Below are 581 nucleotides of genomic sequence, written 5' to 3' on the forward strand. Positions count from 1 at the left end.
TAGTCGATGAGCGCAGAGTCGAACAGCACGAACTCGAAATCGAGCTGCCGGATGGGGTCGTTGGGGTCTGGCGTCTTCTCCTGCCTGGCTTTGAGCTCCTGGGCAACATCGAGATAGACGCCCTTGAAGGCGCGCAGGTCATCTTCCGGCAGCAGTTTATCAATGGTCTCGCGCAGTTCAGGATCGAGATCGGTGTACTGGTCGAGCTGGGTACGGATGCGCTGCACTTCCCTGAAGCAGTTGATGAAGGTGGCGCGGGCCTCGTCACCCTTGAGGCTGGCGACTTCCCCGGGCCGGCAGTCCACGCCCTGGGATTGCATGAAGTCTTCGAGTTGCTGCACGGCTTCGCTCAGCTTTTCCACTACCACGGGGGCCGGGTCCACCAGCCAGATTTCCCGGGCCCGCTCGCCCGCCTCGCCGGAGAACAGGGCGATGGCATCGTCAACGGCTTTCCTCTGGTCGCGGAAGTCGAGGATGTTTCCGCAGGGCTTGGCGCCGTGCAGCACGCGGTTGGTGCGCGAGAAGGCCTGAATCAGGCCATGGTACTTGAGGTGCTTGTCCACATAAAGGGGGTTGATGTA

Annotated in this window: 1 protein-coding gene; it reads right to left on the minus strand. The window is 61.4% G+C overall.

Going from position 1 to position 581, the window contains the following annotated elements; all coding sequences use genetic code 11:
- The coding region (locus tag ACOCD2_RS25300; RefSeq protein ID WP_419626388.1) for a type I restriction endonuclease subunit R, EcoR124 family at positions 1-581 on the minus strand (581 nt) is incomplete at both ends.

It is taken from the genome of Thiolapillus sp. (assembly GCF_048562965.1).
Lineage (GTDB): Bacteria > Pseudomonadota > Gammaproteobacteria > Chromatiales > Chromatiaceae > Thiolapillus > Thiolapillus brandeum_A.